Genomic DNA, 20,758 nt, shown 5'->3' on the forward strand with positions numbered 1-20,758 from the left:
AACATGCTGGGCGTCGTTTCACTGATCCTCGTCATCCTGGCCGCCGGCGTGTCGAGCGCGGCGGCCGACCCGCAAGCCGACGATCTCGCCACCTGCCGCGACCGCCAAGCGGAGGCGCAGGCCCGCGCCAGCGCCTGCGACAATCTGCTGAAGGTCGACAAGCTCGGCGGCAAGGACAAGGCGATCGCGCTCTCCGTGCGCGGCAACACGCTGATCAACAAGCGCGATTACGACCACGCGATCGAGACCCTGTCCATCGCGGTCGATCTCGATCCGGACTACGTCATCGCCCTCAACCTGCGCGGCCTTGCCTATGAGCGCAAGGGGCAGGATGACCTGGCCATGGCGGACTACAATCTCGCCCTCCAGAAGCGTCCTGCCTATGGTGTCCCCTACAACAATCGCGGCGTCATCCACGCGCGCAGGGGTGCGCTGCAAAGTGCGCTCGACGATTTCAGCCTGTCGATCAAGTACACGCCGAAATTCCTGCTCGCCTGGACCAATCGTGCCCGCGCACGCTCGCTGATGAAGGATTTCGACGGTGCGATCGCCGATTTTGCGGAGGCCGAGAAGATCGACCCGGCCGCGCCGCAGATCGCGGGCAACCGCTGCATCACTTACGGCATGATGGGCAAGTTCGATCAGGCCTTTGCCGACTGCAACCGCCTGATCGAGAAACAGCCGAAGAACGTGTTCGCGGTCAACAATCGCGCCGACGTCAGCATGATGAAGGGCGACCTCGACGCCGCCCTGAAAGACTACAACACGGCCATCCAGATCAATCCGAACAATGTCCGCGCCCATTCCGGCCGCGGCCAGATCTATGAGATGAGACGCGATCTCGCGCAGGCGCGCGCCGACTATCGCGCGGCGGCCTATTCGCTGACGAAGTTCGACGAGCCCGACGTCGCGCGCGCCCGCGCCAAGGCGCAGGAGCGGCTCGCAGCGCTGATGCCGCAGACCCCGGGGGGCGCGGCCACCGGCCGCCGCGTCGCCCTGGTGATCGGCAACGGCGCCTACAAGAACGCCCATGCGCTGCCGAATCCGCCGCGCGATTCCAAGCTGATCGCAAGCGTGCTGCGCGATCTCGGCTTCCAGAGCGTGATAGACACGAAAGACCTTACCCGCGACAAGTTCTTCCAGACGCTGAAAGCCTTCGCCGAGGAAGCGGAAAAGGCCGATTGGGCGGTGGTCTATTATGCCGGCCACGGTTTCGAGATCGGCGGGGTGAACTATCTGGTTCCGGTCGACGCCAAGCTCACCGCCGACAAGGACGCCGAGACCGAAGCGGTCGCACTCGAACAGGTCATTGCCGCGGTCGGTGCTGCGCGAAAAGTGCGTCTTGTGGTGCTGGATGCCTGCCGCGACAATCCGTTCGCGCCGGCCATGCAGCGCACGCTTTCGCTGAAGCTGGTCGACAAGGGCTTTTCCAACATCGAGCCCGGAGCCGGCTTCATGGTGGTCTACGCCGCCAAGCATGGCGAGACCGCGATGGACGGCGACGGCAGCGCCAACAGCCCGTTTGCCACCGCGCTGGCGCGCGAGATCAAGCAGCCGCGCATCGAGATCCGAAAACTGTTCGACATCATCCGCGACGACGTCTGGGCCGCCACCAGGCACGGGCAGCAGCCCTTCACCTACGGCTCGCCGCCGGGACGCGAGGATTTTTATTTTGTGGCGGGGAAGTAGCTTGGAATGCGACGACAGCGCCTCATCCGCAGTGCCGTAGGGTGGGCAAAGGCGCAACGCGCCGTGCCCACGATCTCTCTCTATAATGAATAAGCGCGTGGGCACGCTTCGCTTTGCCCACCCTACGGCAGCGGTGTTCTAAACAACGATGCTCAACCGCTTCGCCGCCCGCGTGATGCCCGTATACAGCCACCGCGCGCGGCTCTCCTGGAACGCAAAGCTCTCGTCGAACAGCACGACGTCGTCCCATTGCGAGCCCTGCGACTTGTGCACGGTGAGCACATAGCCATAGTCGAACTCGGCATAGGGCTTGCGTTGCTCCCAGGCGATCTGCTCGACGCCGCCCTCGAAGCAATCGGCGCGCACCGAGACCTTGGTCACCTTGTGGCCGAAGTCCTCGTCCGGTGACAGCCGCATCGACAGGATGCGCGACTTCGAGCGCGTAGTGTTGCGCGACTTCACCCGCCACAGGCCGCCGTTGAACAGGCCCTTCTTGCGGTTGTTGCGCAGGCACACCAGCTTGTCGCCGGCGACCGGAAAGGTATCCTCGATGTTCTGGCGCTGGCGCACGCGCATATTGTACGCGCGCCTCGTGTTGTTGCGGCCGACCAGCACCTGGTCGGCGCCCATGACGCGATCGGGGTCGAGCTCCTTGCGCGAGACCACCTCGCTCTCGCCGTAGCGGCCGATGTCGAGCTCGCGTCCCTCGCGGACGTCCATCGACATCCGCACGATCGGATCGTCCTGCGCCTGGCGATGCACCTCGGTCAGCATCGCGTCGGGCTCGGTGTTGGTGAAGAAGCCGCCGCCCTGGATCGGCGGCAGCTGCGCGGGATCTCCCAGCACCAGCAGCGGGCAGTCGAACGACATCAGGTCGCGCCCGAGTTCGGCGTCGACCATCGAGCATTCGTCGATCACGATAAGCTTGGCCTTCGAGGCCGGCGCGTCGTCCCACAATTCGAAGCTCGGCTGCTCCTCGCCGGATTCGCGGGCGCGGTAGATCAGCGAGTGGATGGTGGAGGCCTCGTCGCAACCCTTGTTGCGCATGACGAGGGCGGCCTTGCCGGTGAAGGCGGCGAATTTCACCTCGCCGTCGACGCCCTCGGCGATGTGTCGCGCCAGCGTGGTCTTGCCGGTCCCGGCGAAGCCGAACAGGCGGAACACCGGCGGCGTGCCGTTACGGCCGGGTTTTGCTTTCAGCCAGTCGCCGACGGCCTTGAGCGCGGCATCCTGATGCGGGGTGAAGGTGGCCATGTCTGTCTTGAGAGGTGCGAAACGGAGCGATTCGCCATCCCCCAAAACTAACCATTCGCCCCGCCGGTTCAAGCGCAGGGCAATCGCATTTCAAGGCCGTATCTCTGGGCCCATCCTTCGAGACGCCCGCCTTTGGCGGGCCCTCAGGATGAGGACGGAGTGCGTGGCGGCCATTGCGACAAGCAAAGATGTCGCCCAGCTTCATCCTGAGGAGACCGCGCAAGCGGTCATCTCGAAGGACGAGGCGCTTGCTCAGGCATCGCCAAGCTCGCGACCACCCTACTGCCAGCCCGGAACACCGCGCATGTCGGGCAGCTGGTGGGCGATGCCCTTGTGGCAGTCGATGCAGGTCTTTTCCTTGGTGAACAGGAAGCGCTGGTGCGCCACTGATGCCCGCGGCGATTGCTTGGTGATGTCCATGGAATCGGCGCTGTGGCAGTTGCGGCACTCCAGCGAATCGTTGGCCTTGAAGCGCGCCCATTCGTGCGCCGCCAGCTCGAGCCGGTGATCGAGGAACTTCTCTCGCGTGTTGATCGTGCCGAAGATCTTGCCCCAGACCTCCTTGGAGGCCTGCATCTTGCGCGCGATCTTGTCGGTCCAGTTGTGCGGGACGTGGCAGTCCGGGCAGGTCGCGCGCACGCCGGAGCGGTTGCTGAAGTGGATGGTCGGCTTCAGCTCGGCGTAGACGTTGTCCTTCATCTCGTGGCAGCCGGTGCAGAACTTCTCGGTGTTGGTGATTTCCAGCGCCGTGTTGAAGCCGCCCCAGAAGATCACGCCGGCAACGAAGCCGGCCAGCACCAGGGTGCCGAGCGCGAACACCGAACTCGGCCGGGTCAGCACCCGCCAGAGCTCCAGCATAAAGTCCCAGCTTCGCGCCAGGAAGCCGCGCTTGGCCTTCAGCTCGGCATTGGGCTCGTCAGCGGCCGTCGTCATCGCCGGCCACCGGGGCTTGAGCGCGACAGCAGCGTGTCGATGTCGGTGAAGTCGTTGCTGACCGGCGGATTGGCGGTGTTCTGCGGCACGTGGCATTCCGTGCAGAAGAAGCGGCGCGGCGAGATCGAAGCCAGGAACTGGCCGTCACGGTCCATGAAGTGCGTGATCGAGACCATCGGCGCCTGCGACTCCGCAGTGCGCGCCCGCGCGTGGCAGGACAGGCATTTGTTGCCGTTGAGGTCGATCTGGTAGCCGTCGATATTGTGCGGGATCACCGGCGGCTGCTCCGGATAGTTGCGCACCTCCTTTTCGGAGGTGTTGCGGTTCGGCAGCATCGGCGGCGCCGGGCCCTCGTCATTGAGCGGGGTCGGGCCGCGCAGGCCGGACGTCACCGTCTGCGCGGTCAATGAACTCGTTCCCGCGGCGATTGCGACCGCGAGCAGGGCAAATGCAATTCTCTTCATCATGACAGGTTCACCCGCTCGATGCGCACGGCGCATTTCTTGAAGTCGGTTTGCAGCGAGATCGGATCGGTGGCGTCCAGCGTCACCTTGTTGATCAGCTTGGACTCGTCGAACCAGGGCACGAAGACGAGGCCGCGCGGCGGCCGGTCGCGGCCGCGCGTTTCGACCCGGGCGCGGATGAAGCCGCGGCGGGAGACGACCTTCACTTCATCCCCGCGCCGGAGCTTGGCTTCCGACGCGTCGTCGGGATGCATGAAGCAGACGGCTTCGGGGAAGGCCTTGAAGAGCTCGGGCACGCGGCGCGTCATGGTGCCGGAGTGCCAGTGCTCCAGCACTCGGCCGGTCGAGAGCCAGTACGGATAGTCGTTGTCGGGCGATTCCGCCGCCGGCTCGAACGGCAGCGCAAAGATGCGCGCCTTGCCGTCGGGAAAGCCGTAGAACTGCACGTCGGTGCCCTGCTTGACGTAGGGGTCGCTGCCCTCGCGGAAGCGCCACTTCGTCTCCTGGCCGTTGACGACCGGCCAGCGCAGGCCGCGCTCGCGGTGATAAGTGTCGAACGGCGCGAGGTCGTGGCCATGGCCGCGGCCAAATTGGGCATATTCCTCGAACAGGCCCTTGTGGACGTAGAAGCCGAAGGCCTGGGATTCGTCGTTGGCGTAGCCGGGCTCGATGTCGGTCACTGGGAATTTGTCGACCTGGCCGTTCTTGTAGAGCACGTCGAACAGCGTCTTGCCGCGAACGTCCGGCTTCTTGGCGATCAACTCCTCGGGCCAGACCTCCTCGATCTTGAAGCGCTTCGAGAACTCCATGAGCTGCCAGAGATCGGACTTCGACTCACCCGGCGCGGAGACGAGCTGATGCCAGAACTGGGTGCGCCGCTCGGCGTTGCCGTAGGCGCCTTCCTTCTCCACCCACATCGCGGTCGGCAGGATCAGGTCGGCGGCAAGCGCGGTCACCGAGGGATAGGCGTCCGAGACCACGATGAAATTGTCGGGGTTGCGGAAGCCGGGATAGGTCTCTTCGTTGATGTTGGGGCCGGCCTGGAGGTTGTTGTTGACCTGCACCCAATAGGCGTTGATCAGACCGTCCTTCAGCATCCGGCTTTGCAGCACGGCGTGGGCGCCGTTTTTGTCCGGAATGGTGCCTTCGGGCAGCTGCCAGATGTGCTCGGCATGGTCGCGATGCGCCTTGTTGGTCACGACCATGTCGGCGGGCAGGCGGTGCGAGAAGGTGCCGACCTCGCGCGCGGTGCCGCAGGCCGAGGGCTGGCCGGTCAGCGAGAACGGGCTGTTGCCGGGCGAGGAGATCTTTCCGGTCAGAAGGTGGATGTTGTAGACGAGGTTGTTGCACCAGACGCCGCGGGTGTGCTGGTTGAAGCCCATGGTCCAGAACGAGACCACCTTGGTCTTGGGATCGGCATAGAGCTCGGCGAGTGCCTCCAGCCGGTTGAGCGGCACGCCCGACATTTCGGCGGCCTTCTCCAGCGTGTACTCCGAGACGAACTTGACGAACTCGTCGTAGCTCATGTCGGTGGAGTCATTGGGCTTCGACGCGCCCGTCGCCTTCTTCTGGAGCGGATGTTCCGGGCGCAGGCCGTAGCCGATATCGGTCTGGCCGCGCTTGAACACTGTATGCGCGGCGACGAAGTCCTTGTTGACCCGGCCGGACTTGATGATGTGGTTGGCGATGGCGTTGAGGATGTAGAGGTCGGTCTGCGGCTTGAACACCATGCCGATGTCGGCGAGGTCGAACGAGCGGTGCTCGAAGGTCGAGAGCACGGCGACGCGGACATGCGGCGCCGAGAGACGGCGGTCGGCGAGACGCGTCCACAGGATCGGGTGCATCTCCGCCATGTTGGAGCCCCACAGCACGAAGGCGTCGGTCGCCTCGATGTCGTCATAGCAGCCGGACGGCTCGTCGATGCCGAAGGTCCGCATCATGCCGGCGACGGCGGACGCCATGCAGTGCCGCGCATTGGGGTCGATGTTGTTGGTGCGGAAACCGGCCTTGAACAGTTTCGAGGCGGCATAGCCTTCCCAGATCGTCCACTGGCCGGAGCCGAACATCGCGACGCCGTTGGGCCCGCGCTTCTTGATCGCCTCCTTCCACTTCAGCTCCATGATGTCGAAGGCTTCGGTCCAGGACACGGGCGTGAACTCGCCGTTCTTGTCGTATTTGCCGCCCGTCTTGCGCAGCATCGGCTGGGTCAGGCGGTCGTGGCCGTACATGATCTTGGAGAGGAAGTAGCCCTTGACGCAGTTGAGGCCGCGATTGACCTCGGCCTTGATGTCGCCGTGGGTCGCGACGACGCGATTGTCCTTGGTCCCGACCATCACCGAGCAGCCGGTGCCGCAGAAACGGCAGGCGGCCTTGTCCCACTTCATTTCGCTGTTGTTGCGCTCGGTGACGAGATTGGCGGCGAGCGCCGGAGCCGGCATGCCCGCGGCGGCGGCCGCGATTGCGGCGGCCTCGAGCTTCAGCATCTGGCGGCGGTCGAGCTTGGGCGATGTCATGATGGCTCTTCCTGACTCAGGCGGTTTCGATGGCGTGGAAGACCAGTGCCGCGGAATAGACGTGTTGCAGCGACTGGATGGTGTTGAGCATGGTGCCGAGGCTGCCGGCATCGGGCGCTTCGGTCACGACGACGAGCTTGCCGCGCGGATCGCGGCCGTGGATTTCGCAGCCGGGCAGCGCGGTGATCTCGGCTTCGAGCTCGGCGAGATGCTCGGGGCGCGCCTGCACGATGATGCTGGCGATCTCGGCGCCCGGCGGGGCGATGACGCGGTCGGCGCTGAGCACCCGGCCGGTAATCAAGGCGCGGCGATTGAGTGTGGCGTGAGCCATGATGATGCCTGTCTTTCGCTCGTCGGGGATCAATGCGGGGAGGGCGGCGGGCCGGGAGGGCCGGCGAACATCTGGTAGATCCAGACCCCAAGCCCGTACGAGCCGACTGTTCCGACCGCGAGGACGGGCATTACGACCGCGGTCAGGAACAGGAACGCAAAAATCTCCATGCGCTTACGGCGCACGCGCGACATCGTGTCGTCAGGGGCCGACATATTCGGTCTCTCTGAATGGTATGGGAATCGGGACGGCATCCGGGCCGTTGCCTTGCGGTACTTTTGATGCATCCGGACCGCTGACGCGTTGATCTGGATCAATCGGTCGAGTTGGCCGCACCCCCAGGGCGCGCCGGAAACGGGCCTCTTGCTACGTGCGGTCGCAGAATTCATCTCCCGCACGGCGGAATTGCTGCTCCGTAGACAGCGCCGCCCTGCCCACTAAGATGCGCTTAACAAGAATAATCTTGGGAGAGACGTCGTCATGAAGTTCGGCATCTTCTACGAGCTGCAACTGCCGCGGCCCTGGGTGGCCGGCGACGAGTTCGCCCTCTACCAGAACGCGCTCTCGCAGATGGAACTCGCCGACAAGCTCGGCTACGACCATGCCTGGGTGGTCGAGCATCATTTCCTCGAGGAATATTCGCACTCGCCCTCCCCGGAATCCTTCCTCGCCGCTGCCAGCCAGCGCACCAAGAACATCCGGCTCGGCCACGGCATCCTCCAGCTCACCACCAACCATCCGGCCCGCGTTGCCGAGCGTGTCGCGGTGCTGGATCTGCTCAGCAACGGCCGCTGCGAATTCGGCATGGGCGAGAGCGCCTCGATCACCGAGCTCACCCCGTTCGGCCGCGACATGGAGACCAAGAAGGAGGTGTTCGAGGAGGCCGTGGCCGCGATCTTCCCGATGTTCAAGGACGCCGGCAGCGAGCACCACGGCAAATATTTCGACATCCCCTTGCGCAATGTCGTGCCGAAGCCGGTGCAGAAGCCGCATCCGCCGCTGTGGATGGCCTGCTCGCAGCTGCCGACCATCGAGCGCGCGGGCCGCCACGGTTTTGGCGCGCTCGGCTTCCAGTTCGTCAGCGCCGATGCCGCGCACGCCTGGGTGCACGCCTATTACAACGCCATGACCAAGCGGCTCTCCAAGCTCGCGGACTACGAGATCAACCCCAACATGGCGCTGGTGTCGTTCTTCATGTGCGCCAAGTCCGACGAGGAGGCGCGTGCCCGCGCCGACGGCGCCACCTTCTTCCAGTTCGCGCTGCGCTTCTACGGCGCCTCGCAGAACCGCCAGCGGCCCGCGCCCTACACCGTCAACATGTGGGACGAGTACAACAAGTGGAAGCGCGACAATCCCGAGGCGCAGGAGGCGGCCTTGCGCGGCGGCCTGATCGGTTCGCCCGAGACGATCCGAAAGAAGCTGAAGCGGTTCCAGTCCTCGCATATCGACCAGGTCATCCTGCTCAACCAGGCCGGCAAGAACAGCCACGAGCACATCTGCGAATCGCTCGAGCTGTTCGGCCGCGAGGTGATGCCGGAGTTCCAGAACGACCCGGCGCAGGCGGCGTGGAAGAAAGGTGTGATGAGCGGCGAGATCCAGCTGGAGGAGATCGACACCGAGGCGTTCACCGACCGCTACGGCAAGCTCGCCATCAATGTGGCACCAGAGAAGGCGGCGGCGGGGTAGGGGGATTACGCATCGTGACAAAGCATCGGATCTACACGATGAGCTTCGCCAGCGTGTATCCGCTTTACGTTGCGAAAGCCGAGAAAAAGGGACGGACAAAAGCCGAGGTCGATCAGATCATCTCCTGGCTGACCGGCTATGGTCAGAAGGAGCTGGAAGCTCAGCTGAAGAAGCAGACGGACTTTGAAACCTTCTTTGCGCAGGCTCCTCGGATCAATCCTTCTCGATCCATGATCAAGGGCGTCGTCTGCGGCGTCCGGGTGGAGGACATCAAGGAACCAACGATGCAAGAGATCCGCTACCTGGACAAGCTGATCGATGAGCTGGCCAAGGGAAAGACAATGGACAAGATCCTGCGGCAAACGAATAACTGAGCGGAGCCTTCCGTCCAGGAGAGCCGGCGGCCTTGCGCGGCCGATCGAGGCGCCCCCGTCTTTCGCTGCGCCGCCATTGCTGATAAACCTTCGGCAAACGGCGATAGGGAGAGAACGATGTGGTCTCACGGGACGCCTGCAAATCCGGCGGCCGGCGATATCACGCCCGCGGTGCTCGCCATCGGCCGCTCCGACTTCCCGAGCGTCCTCATCGACACGCTGCGCCGGCAGGCCGATGTCGGCCATTGCATGGTGTTCGCGCTGAACCGCGCGGGTGCCGTCACCTGCCTGCTCGATGCCGGCAACATCCCGATCGGCGGCGATCTCGGCGCAGCCTATGCCGGCCAGTTCCACGAATCCGATCCCAACCGCGATGTGCTGTTCGAAGCCGAGGGCACCGCCCCGATCATGCTGCCGTCCTTCGCGCCGCGCATGTACGGCGCGCGCTACCGCAAGATCTTCTTCCACGATTCCGGCATCGTCGACAAATGCGCGACCGCGATCTGGACCGCCGACACCTGCTTCTACGTCAACTTCTATCGCATCACGGCCCAGGGCCGCTTCAGCGATGCCGAGCGTGTGCGGCTTCAAACAATCGCGCCCGCGATCGGTGCCAGCGTCGCACGTCATTTCCAGCAGGCTTCGACGGCGACGCCCGACCAGAACCTCGCCGCATTGTTCGCGACACGCGCGCCGCTCTCCGCGCTGACGCCGCGCGAACAGGAGGTCTGCCGCCGCATTTTGCTCGGCTTCAGCTCCGAGGCGATCTCGCAAGCGCTCGGCATCAGCCTGCATTCCACGCTCACCTACCGCAAGCGCGCCTATCAGCGGCTCGGGATTTCCGCGCAGAACGAATTGTTCGCGATCGTGCTGCGGCTGCTGGCGCGGCCTGATGGCTTGAACTAGGGCTATTCGAGGTCCGTAATCTCTGCTTTCGAGAACGATGCGGACACGCGGCCGCACCTGCGATCATCCCTTTTTGAACCTCGCTGGAAACGAGGCGAGGCAGGCAGCGGCTAATCGTTCTTTTCTGATAGATCGGTTCGGTCGTGTCTGCCAGACTGGAGCGACACAACCATGATCGCCTTTGGCCGTGGATCTGGGGAAGCTCCTGGTATTTTGAAATCGATGGAAGAGGCAACACCGTGACTCAGCATGTTCTGTTTATCGTCACCAATGCAGCTACCATCGGGCCGCACAATCGCAAGACCGGTTTCTTTTTTGCGGAGGTCGCTCATCCTTTCGCGGTGCTTGACGGGGCGGGGATCGCGGTGGAGTTCGCGTCCGTAGCGGGCGGATGGACACCCTATGATGCCTACGATGAAAAGGACGAGGCCCAGAAGACGTTTTTCGGAAGCAAGGCTTTCCGTCGTCTCAATCGAAGCCGCAAGCTGTCGGAGGTCGATGCTGCGGACTATGACGCCATTCTGATTCCCGGCGGTCTCGGACCGATGGTAGATATCGCGCGCAATGCCGACGTGCAACGAGCCATTGTTCGTTCCTGGAGCACCGGAAAATTCGTGACCGCCGTCTGTCATGGCCCGTGCTCGCTGCTCGGAGTAGACCTTGGCGACGGCATTCCCTTCGTGCATGGCAAGAAGCTCACCTCGTTCTCGAAGAAGGAGGAATACGACTACGCTCGCGATGATGTTCCGTACGAGCTTGAGGATGCACTCCGGGCAGAAGGCGCGGAGTACTCGTCAACGGAAAACTGGCAGCCGAAGGTCGTTGTCGATGGCCGACTGATAACAGGCCAGAACCCGGCCTCCGCAGGCCCGATGGCGAAGGAACTCCTGGCCGCGCTCAGAAGACCTGCCTAGGGGCACGTCCATATCATCACGTCGCCGGGCGAGAGTTCGGCGTTAACCATCGCTGACAGTTCCCGTCGGAGCGGCATCGCTTCGAAGTTTCTTAAATTTTGCTGGGTTACCTCTTCAGGCATGAAGACCTGGGGAAAGACATGAGCAAGCGAGCCAAACGTCGAAAGACCGAGACGCTCGCAATCCCGATGGCCGCGCGAGTTGCAATTGGCGTCGTGGCCGTCGCCGTCGCGGGATATAGTTTGCTGTCGCCCCCGGCCGGCGTTCAGCCAGCGCGGAAGCCGTCCGCGCCCCAGGCCCAAGTCCAGGCTCAAGTCCAAGCCCAGGCATCGTCAACGCCGGTTTACGTGGCACCTCCGGCCCGTCCGTCAGCTCCGGCTGCAGCCCCAGCCCCGATTCCGGCCCCGGCAGCGGCGCTGGTCGAACCGCCGAAAGCCGCTGACGGTCCCGGCGCACTTGTCCGCCAGGTGGTCGACTATGCCAGTCACCAGACGCCGGGCACCGTGATCATCGATACCGGACACACGTTCCTCTATTTCGTCCTGAATGACAGGCAGGCGATGCGCTACGGCATCGGTGTCGGCCGTGAAGGTTTTACATGGTCCGGCGAGCAGACCGTGGCCCGTAAAGCAGAATGGCCGGATTGGCATCCGCCCACGGAGATGATCGGGCGTCAGCCCTATCTGCCGCGGTTCATGGCAGGCGGTCCCGGCAACCCGCTCGGTGCCCGCGCGATGTATCTCGGCGAGACCGAATATCGCATTCACGGCACCAACAACCCCGATACGATCGGGAAGCGGGTTTCGTCTGGCTGTATCCGGCTGACCAATGACGACGTGACGGACCTCTATGAGCGGGTGAAAGTCGGAGCAAAAGTGATCGTGCTTCCGGCGACCGCTGCCCGCCGGCCGTTGCAGGCAGCGCCCGCCGATGCCGCTTTCCGATTGCCGGACCCGACGTCGGCATCGAAGCGGCCCTTGGCGGCCAACGCACAGATGCTGCCGTCTGGAGCGAAGATCGCAGAGGCGCGGTAACTCAGTCGGTCCCTATCACTAGGGACAGACGCCGGCCGCGGAGTTCGCTAGTCTGCTCTGGAGCATACGAGATCCCAGGGGAAACCGTCTTGAGTACCGCGCCGCGCATCGACATCGACCCGGCCGCATTCTGGGCCGACCCCTATCCGATGCTCGCAACGATGCGCAAGCAGGCGCCGATCGCCTTCGTGCCGCAGCTCGGCTCGACGCTGCTGACGAGCCGCGACGACATCTCGATCTCCGAGAAGCAGATCGACGTTTTCTCCTCGCACCAGCCCGCCGGCCTGATGAACCGGCTGATGGGCCACAACATGATGCGCAAGGACGGCGAGGCGCATCAGGTCGAACGCCGCGCCATGTTCCCGACGGTGTCGCCGAGGACGGTGAAGGCGCACTGGACCGCGCTGTTCCAGGCCCATGCCGACCGCATCCTTGACGCGATCGAGCCGGGGCGGATCGATTTCATGCGCGACTTCGCGCTGCCGTTCTCCGGCGAATGCCTGAAGTCGATCACCGGCCTCACCAATATCGGCTTTGGGGATATGGATGCGTGGTCGCAAGGCATGATCGAGGGCATCGCCAACTATGCCGGCGATCCCGCCGTAGAGGGGCGTTGCCACGCGGCGACGTCAGGCATCGATGCCGCGATCGACGACATCCTGCCGGTGATGCGCAAGAACCCCGACCAGAGCATCCTCGGCGTGCTGCTCGCCTCGGGCATGGCGATGGAGAGCGTGCGCGCGAATGTAAAACTCGCGATCTCCGGCGGTCAGAACGAGCCGCGCAAGGCGATTGCCGGCACGGTGTGGGCGCTGCTGACCCATCCCGAGCAGCTCGATCTCGTGCGCAAGGGCGAGGTGACCTGGCTCGATGCGTTCGAGGAATACGCCCGCTGGATCTCGCCGATCGGCATGTCGCCGCGCCGGATCGCAAAGTCGTGGACGATCCGCGACGTGTCGTTCGAGCTTGATGAGCGCGTGTTCCTGATGTTCGGCTCGGCCAATCGCGACGAGAAGCATTTTGACCGCGCCGATCAGTTCGACGTGCGGCGTGATACGACGAAGAGCGTCGCGTTCGGCGCGGGCCCGCATTTCTGCGCCGGCGCGTGGGCCTCCCGCGCCATGATCGCGGACGTCGCACTGCCGACCGTGTTCGCCCGCGCCAGGCAGCTTGCCTTGGCCGATGACGAGGAGGTGCGGATCGGCGGCTGGGCGTTCCGCGGGCTGCAGAATTTGCCGGTGCGGTGGCATTAGGCGGGACGCGCACACGCGCCACAAGGACGGTGTCATCGCCCGCGAAAAGCGCGATCCAGTACGCCGCGGCAGTCGTGTGAGCCGTGGACGTCTCTGGACTACTGGATTCCCCGCTTTCGCGGGGAATGACGGCAAAGGCGAGGGCAGGAGTGCGGCGCTCACATTCACGTGCGAAAAGAATCGCTCTGCATCGTCGTCGCCGCTTGAAAGATTAATCATGCGCACGGCCGCGCGCGCAGTGCTCGCATCGCTATTTTCCCGGACGTCTCGACACCTCCAGTAACCCGCATCATCATCCTCCACACGCGAATGAATGACGGCCGCACGCGGCCGGGAGTGTGGAATGCAGCGTCGTGACTTCTTGAGACTCTCTTTTGGAACTGCAGCCGCGGCTGCATTCGCTTCGCGCGCCAATGCGCAGAACGCGGTGAAGGAAATTCGTATCGGCTATCAGAAGACCGGCGTGCTGGTGATCGCGCGTCAGCAAGCTTCACTGGAAAAACATTTCACACCGCAAGGCATCGACGTGAAATGGGTCGAGTTCTCCTCGGGCCCGCCGATGATGGAAGCGATGAATGTCGGTAGCGTCGATTTCGGCGCGGTCGGCGATTCCCCGCCGGTGTTCGCCCAGGCCGCGGGCGCGGCCATCGTCTATGCCGCCGGCCAGCCCATCACCAACGGCCAGGGCATTCTGGTGCCGAAGGACTCCCCGATCCGCACCGTCGCCGATCTGAGGGGCAAGCGCATCGGCTTCACCAAGGGCTCCAGCGCGCACAACATCGTGGTGCAGACCCTGGAGAAGGCGGGTCTCACCTATGCCGACATCACGCCGGTCTATCTGACGCCGCCGGATGCCGGTCCCGCCTTCGCCAACGGCAGCATCGAGGCCTGGGCGATCTGGGATCCGTATTTCGCGATCGGCGAGGCCAAGCAGAACGGCCGCATCCTGATCAATTCGCGCGAGGTCACCAAGACCAATTCCTTCTACATCGCCAATCGCGACTTCGCGAAAAACAACGGTGCCATATTGCAACAGATCGTCGATGTGACGACGGCGGCGGGCAAATGGGCCGAACAGCATCGCGACGAGGTCGCCAAATCGCTCGCCGCGATCACCGGCGTCCCGCTGGACATCCAGACCGTCGCCGCCAACCGCGCGAACTTCGTGGTCGGCCCCGTCACCGACGACATCGTCGTGACCCAGCAGGGCGTTGCCGACCGCTTCCACAAGCTCGGCCTGATCCCGAAGCCGATTCAGATCCGCGACATCGTCTGGCGCAACCCGGCAGCCTGACCGTGCCGACCACTCTTCCCATCCACGAGGGTTTGAACATGAGGCGTATCATTCAGCGTCTGATCGCAGCCATCGTGCTGTCGATCGGCATCGTCGCCGCCGCCGTCGGCACGTCCTACGGACAGGACAAGGTGGTCCGCATCGGCTACCAGAAATACGGCAAGCTGGTGCTGCTCAAAAGCAAGGGCACGCTGGAGCCGAAGCTCGCCGCTGACGGCTACCAGGTGGTGTGGACCGAATTCCCGTCAGGTCCGCCGTTGCTCGAGGCGCTCAATGTCGGCGCCATCGATTTCGGCAACACCGGCGAAGCCCCGCCGATCTTCGCGCAGGCCGCCGGTGCGCCGATTCAGTATGTCGCCTATGAGCCGCCGGCCCCGAAGGGCGAGGCCATCCTGGTGGCGAAGGACAGCCCGCTGACATCGGTCGCGGACCTCAAGGGCAAGAAGGTTGCGCTCAATAAGGGCTCCAACGTCCACTACCTCCTGGTCAAGGCGCTGGAGAAGGCCGGCGTGAAGTATTCGGAAGTCGAGCCGGTGTTCCTGGCGCCCGCCGATGCCCGCGCCGCCTTCGAGCGCGGCGCGGTCGATGCCTGGGTGATCTGGGATCCGTTCCAGGCCGCGGCGGAGGCCGCCACCGCCGCGCGCACGCTCACTGATGGCACCGGCATCGTCGCCAACTACCAGTTCTACTTCTCGTCGAAGAAATTCCTCGACGCCAATCCGAAGATTGTCGACGCCGTGCTCGCCGAGCTGAGCACGGTCGACGATTGGGCCAAGGGCGACATCCATGCGGTGGCTGAGCAACTTGCCCCTGCCATCGGCTTGTCCGTCCCGGTCGTCGAGGTGGCGTTGAAGCGGCAGGCCTACGGCATCAAGCCGATCACCGATGCCGTCATCGCCGACCAGCAGCAAGTTGCCGACGCGTTTTTCGCGCTGGGCCTCATTCCCAAATCCATCAAGATCTCCGACGTCGCTCGGAAACCAGGATCGTGAGCAAGACCATGAGCAAGCAACCCAACGCCAACATCCTCTGGTTCCTGCCGACCCACGGCGACGGCCGCTATCTCGGCACCGGCATCGGCGGCCGCGAGGTCAACTTCAACTATCTGCGGCAGATCGCACAGGCCGCCGACCAGCTCGGCTATTTCGGCGTGCTGCTGCCGACCGGACGCTCTTGCGAGGATTCCTGGATCGTCGCCTCTTCAGTCGCGCCGTTCACCGAGCGGCTGCGCTATCTCGTGGCGGTCCGCCCCGGCCTGCAATCGCCGAGCGTTGCGGCGCGCATGACGGCGACGCTCGACCGCATCACTAACGGTCGACTCCTCGTCAACGTCGTCACCGGCGGCGATCCCGTCGAGAACAAGGGCGACGGCATCTTCCTGTCCCATGACGAACGCTATGAAGTCACCCGCGAGTTCCTGGGCGTCTATAGTGACCTGCTCGCCGGCAAGGCCGTCAATGTCGAGGGCAAGCACATCCATGTCGAGGGCGGCAAGCTCTTGTTCCCGCCGGTGCAGGCGCCGCGGCCGCCGCTCTATTTCGGTGGCTCCTCCGATGCCGGCATCGACGTCGCCGTCGACACCGTCGACAAATATCTCACCTGGGGCGAGCCGCCGGCGCTGGTCGCCGAGAAGATCGCGAAGGTGAGGGAGGCAGCCAGCCGGCGCGGCAGAAAACTCTCCTTCGGCATTCGGCTTCACGTGATCGTTCGCGAGACCAATGACGCGGCCTGGCGCGCGGCGAACGAGCTGATCAAGCATGTCAGCGACGAGACCATTGCGCTGGCGCAGAAGAACTTTGCCCGCATGGATTCCGTCGGCCAGCAGCGCATGGCGCAGCTCCACGGCGGCCAGCGCGACAAGCTCGAGATCGCCCCGAACCTGTGGGCCGGTGTCGGCCTCGTGCGCGGCGGTGCCGGCACCGCGCTGGTTGGCGATGCCGAGACCGTCGCGGCCCGCATCAGGGAGTATCAGGAGATCGGCATCGATACCTTCATCATGTCGGGCTATCCGCATCTGGAGGAGGCCTATCGCTTCGCCGAGCTGGTCTTCCCGCTGCTCGCGCTGGAGCAGCCGAGCAACGTGACCAGGCTGCATTTCAACGGTGGTCCTTTCGGCGAGACGGTCGGCAGCGACTTTCGTCCGCAGCATCGGGTGTCGCAGTCATGAGCCTGATCGACAGCGTTTCACTTCCGCGCAGCTTTCGTCTGCCGCGGGTCGACGGCCTGATCCAGTGGATCGTGCCGCTCGCCATCATCGCGATCTGGCAGGTCGCGAGCGTCACCGGCTTCGTGCCGACCCGTGTGCTGCCGGCGCCGAGCGACGTCCTGCTCTCAGGTTGGAAGCTGCTGCTCTCCGGTGAGCTCGTTCGCAACATCTGGGTCTCGTTCTGGCGCGCCTCGATCGGCTTTCTGATCGGCGGCAGTATCGGCTTCGCGTTCGGCCTCGCCAACGGCCTGTCGCAGCTCTCGGCAAAACTCACCGACACTACCTTGCAGATGGTGCGCAACGTGCCGCATCTCGCTCTGATCCCGCTCGTCATCCTCTGGTTCGGCATCGACGAGAGCGCAAAACTGTTCCTGGTGGCGCTCGGGGTGTTTTTCCCGATCTACCTCAACACGCTGCACGGCATCCGCACCGTCGATCCGCAGCTGATCGAGATGGGCCGCATCTACGGCATGACCGATGGCGAGCTGTTCCGCCGGGTGATCTTCCCGGGCGCGCTGCCCTCGATCTTCGTCGGCATCCGCTTCGCGCTCGGCATCATGTGGTTGACCCTGATCGTTGCGGAGACGATCGCGGCATCCTCAGGCCTCGGCTACATGGCGATGCAGGCGCGCGAGTTCATGCTGATCGACGTCGTCGTGCTCTCGATCCTGATCTACGCCCTGCTCGGCAAGCTCGCCGACAGCGCCTCCCGCGTGCTGGAGCGCCTGACGCTCTCCTGGCACCCCGCCTATTGGAAACGTTGAACAGAAATACCGGGAATCACATGCAGACAGCCGTTCGTAGCTCCCTTCCGGAAACCGACTTTGCCAGCCGCGCCAATTTCGCGCCGCATGCCCGTGTGGTGCGCGAGGAGCGGCCGCAGCAAGCTAGCGGCTTGCCGCTCAACATCCGTGGCTTGCGCAAATCCTTCGGCGACAACGAGGTGCTGCGCGGCATCGACCTGCACATTCCCGCCGGCCAGTTCGTCGCCATCGTCGGCAAGAGCGGTTGCGGCAAGAGCACGCTGCTGCGCCTCATCGCCGGTCTGGACAAGATCGACGCCGGCAGCATCAGCTTTGGCCAGGATATCCAGCCCGAGGACATCCGCGTGATGTTTCAGGAGCCGCGGCTCCTGCCCTGGGCGCGCGTGCTCGCCAATGTCGAGGTTGGCCTCGGCCGCGATCGTTCTTCCAACGATGCGCATGCGCGGGCCGAGAAGGCGCTGACCGAGGTGGGACTTGCCGACAAGCGCGACCAGTGGCCGTCGGTGCTGTCGGGTGGCCAGAAGCAGCGCGTCGCGCTCGGCCGTGCGCTGGTCTCCCGCCCGCGCGTGCTCGCCTTCGACGAGCCGCTCGGCGCGCTGGACGCTCTGACCAGGATCTCGATGCAGCGGCTGCTGGAGCGCGTCTGGCGCGACCAGGGCTTTACCGCGATCCTCGTCACCCACGACGTCTCCGAGGCGGTCGCGCTGGCGGATCGCGTGCTCGTGATCGAGGAGGGCCGCATCGCCCACGACGTCACGGTTAACGCAGGCAGGCCGCGTCAGCGCGGTTCGGCCGAGCTTGCCGGCCTCGAAGGCTCGATCCTGAGCCACCTGTTGTCGGCGGACGATCGTACCTAAATACAGGGAACCCCGTTCTGGGGGAGCAATGCCATGAATGTAGTGCCCCGCGATCTCATGACTGAAATCCCCGTCTCGTCCGCCGATTTCCGCGGCGCCATGCGCCATCTCACCGGCGGCGTCAGCGTCATCACCGCCGGGCGGGGCAAGGACATCACCGGCATGACGGTGACCTCGGTGACCTCGCTGTCGGTCGAGCCACCGACGCTGCTGGTCAGCATCAACCGCGATGCCTCCTCCTTTCCGCTGATCCGGCGCCACGGCGCCTTCGGCGTGAACATCCTCAATGCCGACCAGCTCGACGTCGCCGAGCGCTTTTCCGGCAAGGGCGGGCTGAAGGGCGCTGATCGCTTCGCCGGGGCCAAATGGGTAACGGCGGTCTCGGGCGTTCCGCTCCTGGTCGGCGCGCTGTCGGCCTTCGATTGCGAGGTCGAGGAGATCGTCGAGCGCCACTCGCACGGCATCGTCATCGGCCGTGTCAGAGACATCAAGAGCTCGACCCGCACCGCTGCGCTGGCCTATTGGCACGGCCAGTATGTCGCGGTCGACCAGGACGAGGACGCGGTCAGGCTTGCCGATGTCAGCCTTCCCGCGCGCGGCCGGCGCGGCGTTTGATCGCCGCCCGACGGGGCCGTGCAGGCTGGTCTTTTCCCCGTCATCGCTCTAGAAGCGCCTAAAGCCTTCCCGTTTCGGGCGGCCATGGAGCGGATCGATGAAGCGCATCGCGACCTTCGCCTTCTACGCCGTCGGCGCGCTCGCGATCGCCTATCTCGCGCTTTACGCCTACGCGATGTTCTCAGGCCAGCCCGTGATCATTCCCGGCGACCCGATCCACATCTTCCGCAAGCCGGATGCACCGAGTTATTCGTAGACCTCGGGAAGTCTGGTAGGGTGGGCAAAGCGAAGCGTGCCCACGACCTCCATCCAACATGCAGCTTTCGTAGGGTGGGTTAGCCGAAGGCGTAACCCACCATGTGTCAGCGAGTGCCGGACGAAATTGGTGGATTACGCCTTCGGCTAATCCACCCTACGGCACCTCGCTCATCCCCGCAAAATCGCCAGCGCCAGCGTCTGCGCGCGCGGCACGATGCTGTCGATCTCCAGATACTCCTCCGGCGTGTGCGCGAGGCCACCGACGGGGCCAAGGCCGCAGATGGTCGGCGTGCCCACGGCGGCGGTGAAACCGGAATCGGCGCAGCCGCCGGAGAACTCGCCTTGCAGCGTGGTGAGGCCGGCCTGCCTTGCAGCCGCCTGGTAGCTTTCGAACAGCGCTTTCGACTCCGCGCTCTGCACCACCGGCACGAACTCGCCCTTGATGGTCAGCGTTGCGCTCGTGCCCGGCACATAGGACGTCGCGACGATCGTCTCGATCGCTTCCATCACCCTCGCACGATCGGCCGGGTCGACATAACGCAAGTCGATCTGACCCTCGGCGGAGGGCGCCGTGGTGTTGACGGACTGCCCGCCCGAGACCAGGCCGACATTCAGCGTAATGCCCTTGTCGAGATCGGTGAGCGCGTGGATCTTGACGATCTTGTGCGCGAGCTCGCCGATCGCGCTGACGCCCGCGGCGAAATTGGCGCCGGAATGCGCGGCTTTGCCGGTGATGGCCAGATGCATGAAGATGCCGCCCTTGCGCCCGGTGACGACGTTGCCGGTGGGGCGGCCCGGCTCGGAATTGAACACGGCGCGGGCGGCGCGGCCCTCGCGCTCGATCACGGGCCGGGAGGAGGGCGAGCCGATCTCCTCGTCCGAGGTGATCAGCAGCTTGATCGGATGCGGGTTGCCGCCGAACTTGTGGAAGGCGGTTGCCACGAATACGTTCATGACGAGACCGGACTTCATGTCGGAGACACCAGGACCATAGGCGCGGCCATCCCGGATGGTGAAGGGACGGCGCCCGGCCTCGCCCTTGCCGAACACGGTGTCGCGATGTCCCATCAACAGCACCGGCTTCTCGTTGCTGCCGGGCTTTGCCACCTCGGCATGGATCGCGTCGCCGAAGGTGCCGTCAGCCTCGCGCCGGCACGGAATCCCGTGCTCGGCAAAATGCCGCTCGAACCGCGCCCCGACCGCATCGACGCCTTCCTTGTCATAGGAGCCGGAATCGATGTTCACGACATCGCGGAGCAGATCGATCATCGCCTGCCGCTGCGTCGCCAGCCAGTCCGTGATTTGAGCTTCAGACATGTGGTTCCTCGCGTGGTTCTCATGCGGGGTTATAGGGCCTGGCGTGTGGATGGCCTAGTCACGTAACGCGGTCCCGTTATGCAAGGAGGGCTCTCA

21 protein-coding genes are annotated in these 20,758 nt (G+C 64.4%); 14 read left to right on the forward strand and 7 right to left on the reverse strand.

Translation table 11 applies throughout. From position 1 onward, the window contains the following. Positions 1 to 3: 3 nt before the first annotated feature. Positions 4 to 1,689 carry a tetratricopeptide repeat protein gene (locus IVB26_RS09400; RefSeq protein WP_247971408.1) on the forward strand — a complete coding sequence of 562 codons (1,686 nt, stop codon included), beginning with the start codon at positions 4 to 6 and terminating at the stop codon, positions 1,687 to 1,689. 138 nt (positions 1,690 to 1,827) lie between these two features. On the opposite strand, the gene IVB26_RS09405 is transcribed toward IVB26_RS09400, so the two are convergent. The 6 genes from IVB26_RS09405 to napE all read right to left on the reverse strand — a co-directional run bounded on the left by IVB26_RS09405 (position 1,828) and on the right by napE (position 7,399). Beyond that, positions 1,828 to 2,943: an ATP-dependent DNA helicase gene (locus IVB26_RS09405; RefSeq protein WP_247971409.1), complete on the reverse strand. Its 1,116-nt coding sequence runs from the start codon at positions 2,941 to 2,943 to the stop codon at positions 1,828 to 1,830. Between the two features lie 279 nt (positions 2,944 to 3,222). Next, positions 3,223 to 3,876 (reverse strand): NapC/NirT family cytochrome c, encoded by a 654-nt coding sequence (locus tag IVB26_RS09410; protein WP_276578717.1) that lies wholly within the window; start codon positions 3,874 to 3,876, stop codon positions 3,223 to 3,225. Then, positions 3,873 to 4,343 carry a nitrate reductase cytochrome c-type subunit gene (locus IVB26_RS09415; RefSeq protein WP_247971410.1) on the reverse strand — a complete coding sequence of 157 codons (471 nt, stop codon included), beginning with the start codon at positions 4,341 to 4,343 and terminating at the stop codon, positions 3,873 to 3,875. The genes IVB26_RS09410 and IVB26_RS09415 overlap by 4 nt, the downstream gene beginning before the upstream one ends. After that, positions 4,340 to 6,853: a nitrate reductase catalytic subunit NapA gene (gene napA, locus IVB26_RS09420; protein ID WP_247971411.1), complete on the reverse strand. Its 2,514-nt coding sequence runs from the start codon at positions 6,851 to 6,853 to the stop codon at positions 4,340 to 4,342. The genes IVB26_RS09415 and napA overlap by 4 nt, the downstream gene beginning before the upstream one ends. Positions 6,854 to 6,869: 16 nt before the next feature. Next, the gene (locus IVB26_RS09425; protein ID WP_246922627.1) at positions 6,870 to 7,184 is read right to left on the reverse strand and encodes a chaperone NapD; all 315 of its coding nucleotides are present in this window, start codon (positions 7,182 to 7,184) and stop codon (positions 6,870 to 6,872) included. 29 nt (positions 7,185 to 7,213) lie between these two features. Continuing rightward, positions 7,214 to 7,399, reverse strand: a complete 186-nt coding sequence (gene napE / locus IVB26_RS09430) for a periplasmic nitrate reductase, NapE protein (protein WP_129275299.1) — start codon at positions 7,397 to 7,399, stop codon at positions 7,214 to 7,216. A 265-nt stretch (positions 7,400 to 7,664) separates the two neighbouring features. Between napE and IVB26_RS09435 the strand changes: the two genes are divergently transcribed. From IVB26_RS09435 to IVB26_RS09495, 13 genes are all read left to right on the forward strand, one after another. Next, complete coding sequence (locus IVB26_RS09435; RefSeq protein WP_247971412.1) at positions 7,665 to 8,870, forward strand: LLM class flavin-dependent oxidoreductase; 1,206 nt, start codon at positions 7,665 to 7,667, stop codon at positions 8,868 to 8,870. A gap of 14 nt (positions 8,871 to 8,884) precedes the next feature. Then, on the forward strand, positions 8,885 to 9,244 hold the full coding sequence (locus tag IVB26_RS09440; RefSeq protein WP_247971413.1) for a DUF2200 domain-containing protein: 360 nt from the start codon (positions 8,885 to 8,887) through the stop codon (positions 9,242 to 9,244). A gap of 117 nt (positions 9,245 to 9,361) precedes the next feature. After that, positions 9,362 to 10,150 (forward strand): helix-turn-helix transcriptional regulator, encoded by a 789-nt coding sequence (locus tag IVB26_RS09445; RefSeq protein ID WP_247971414.1) that lies wholly within the window; start codon positions 9,362 to 9,364, stop codon positions 10,148 to 10,150. Between the two features lie 239 nt (positions 10,151 to 10,389). Continuing rightward, positions 10,390 to 11,064, forward strand: coding sequence for a type 1 glutamine amidotransferase domain-containing protein (locus IVB26_RS09450; RefSeq protein ID WP_247971415.1), 675 nt, complete (start codon positions 10,390 to 10,392; stop codon positions 11,062 to 11,064). Positions 11,065 to 11,204: 140 nt separating this feature from the next. Next, the gene (locus IVB26_RS09455; protein WP_247971416.1) at positions 11,205 to 12,098 is read left to right on the forward strand and encodes a L,D-transpeptidase; all 894 of its coding nucleotides are present in this window, start codon (positions 11,205 to 11,207) and stop codon (positions 12,096 to 12,098) included. A gap of 89 nt (positions 12,099 to 12,187) precedes the next feature. After that, positions 12,188 to 13,351 carry a cytochrome P450 gene (locus IVB26_RS09460; protein WP_247971417.1) on the forward strand — a complete coding sequence of 388 codons (1,164 nt, stop codon included), beginning with the start codon at positions 12,188 to 12,190 and terminating at the stop codon, positions 13,349 to 13,351. A 343-nt stretch (positions 13,352 to 13,694) separates the two neighbouring features. Continuing rightward, a complete protein-coding gene (locus tag IVB26_RS09465; RefSeq protein WP_247971418.1) occupies positions 13,695 to 14,645 on the forward strand; it encodes a sulfonate ABC transporter substrate-binding protein in 951 nt (316 codons plus the stop codon). A gap of 38 nt (positions 14,646 to 14,683) precedes the next feature. Continuing rightward, positions 14,684 to 15,637, forward strand: a complete 954-nt coding sequence (locus IVB26_RS09470) for a sulfonate ABC transporter substrate-binding protein (RefSeq protein ID WP_247971419.1) — start codon at positions 14,684 to 14,686, stop codon at positions 15,635 to 15,637. A gap of 8 nt (positions 15,638 to 15,645) precedes the next feature. Next, the gene (gene ssuD / locus IVB26_RS09475) at positions 15,646 to 16,812 is read left to right on the forward strand and encodes an FMNH2-dependent alkanesulfonate monooxygenase (RefSeq protein ID WP_247971420.1); all 1,167 of its coding nucleotides are present in this window, start codon (positions 15,646 to 15,648) and stop codon (positions 16,810 to 16,812) included. After that, positions 16,809 to 17,615 carry an aliphatic sulfonate ABC transporter permease SsuC gene (gene ssuC / locus IVB26_RS09480; RefSeq protein ID WP_247971421.1) on the forward strand — a complete coding sequence of 269 codons (807 nt, stop codon included), beginning with the start codon at positions 16,809 to 16,811 and terminating at the stop codon, positions 17,613 to 17,615. The genes ssuD and ssuC overlap by 4 nt, the downstream gene beginning before the upstream one ends. 20 nt (positions 17,616 to 17,635) lie before the next feature. Further along, positions 17,636 to 18,472: an ATP-binding cassette domain-containing protein gene (locus tag IVB26_RS09485; RefSeq protein ID WP_247971422.1), complete on the forward strand. Its 837-nt coding sequence runs from the start codon at positions 17,636 to 17,638 to the stop codon at positions 18,470 to 18,472. Positions 18,473 to 18,505: 33 nt separating this feature from the next. Continuing rightward, positions 18,506 to 19,087: a flavin reductase family protein gene (locus tag IVB26_RS09490; RefSeq protein WP_247971423.1), complete on the forward strand. Its 582-nt coding sequence runs from the start codon at positions 18,506 to 18,508 to the stop codon at positions 19,085 to 19,087. A gap of 97 nt (positions 19,088 to 19,184) precedes the next feature. After that, positions 19,185 to 19,343, forward strand: a complete 159-nt coding sequence (locus IVB26_RS09495) for a hypothetical protein (protein WP_164718287.1) — start codon at positions 19,185 to 19,187, stop codon at positions 19,341 to 19,343. A gap of 170 nt (positions 19,344 to 19,513) precedes the next feature. Here IVB26_RS09495 and IVB26_RS09500 read toward each other — a convergent pair whose 3' ends face one another. Next, positions 19,514 to 20,662 carry a M20 family metallopeptidase gene (locus IVB26_RS09500; protein ID WP_247971424.1) on the reverse strand — a complete coding sequence of 383 codons (1,149 nt, stop codon included), beginning with the start codon at positions 20,660 to 20,662 and terminating at the stop codon, positions 19,514 to 19,516. Positions 20,663 to 20,758 lie beyond the last annotated feature (96 nt).

The sequence above is a fragment of the Bradyrhizobium sp. 195 genome, from assembly GCF_023101665.1.
Classification (GTDB): Bacteria; Pseudomonadota; Alphaproteobacteria; order Rhizobiales; family Xanthobacteraceae; genus Bradyrhizobium.